Raw genomic sequence first — 266 nt, 5'->3', positions numbered from 1 at the left:
GGTGATGAGTTCGAGTCTCATACGCTCCACTTAAACCACTGATTTACAATGAGTCAGTGGTTTTCTTTTTGTTAAGGATTACGGGAGTTTTACGGGTCACCCGTAAATCATGTTCGGGTCAGTCCGAAAACCCTGTGGGTATGTTAAATCTACACTGTTAGTTTGCATAATCTAAAAATAAAGAATGGCATATCTCCGACTCCCCTAAACTGTGCTCTGAACGCTTTAATTTTTGCATTGAATGATTCAGCAAATGCATTCGTTTC

1 pseudogene is annotated in these 266 nt (G+C 39.8%); it reads right to left on the bottom strand.

Annotated elements, in window-relative coordinates:
* Positions 1-149 precede the first annotated feature (149 nt).
* Positions 150-266, bottom strand: a pseudogene (locus M1B78_RS18630) (ISAon1 family transposase); the annotation flags it as partial.

Source organism: Bacteroides muris (ex Fokt et al. 2023) (genome assembly GCF_024704895.1).
Lineage (GTDB): Bacteria > Bacteroidota > Bacteroidia > Bacteroidales > Bacteroidaceae > Bacteroides > Bacteroides muris.
This window is presented reverse-complemented; position numbering and strand designations above follow the sequence as displayed.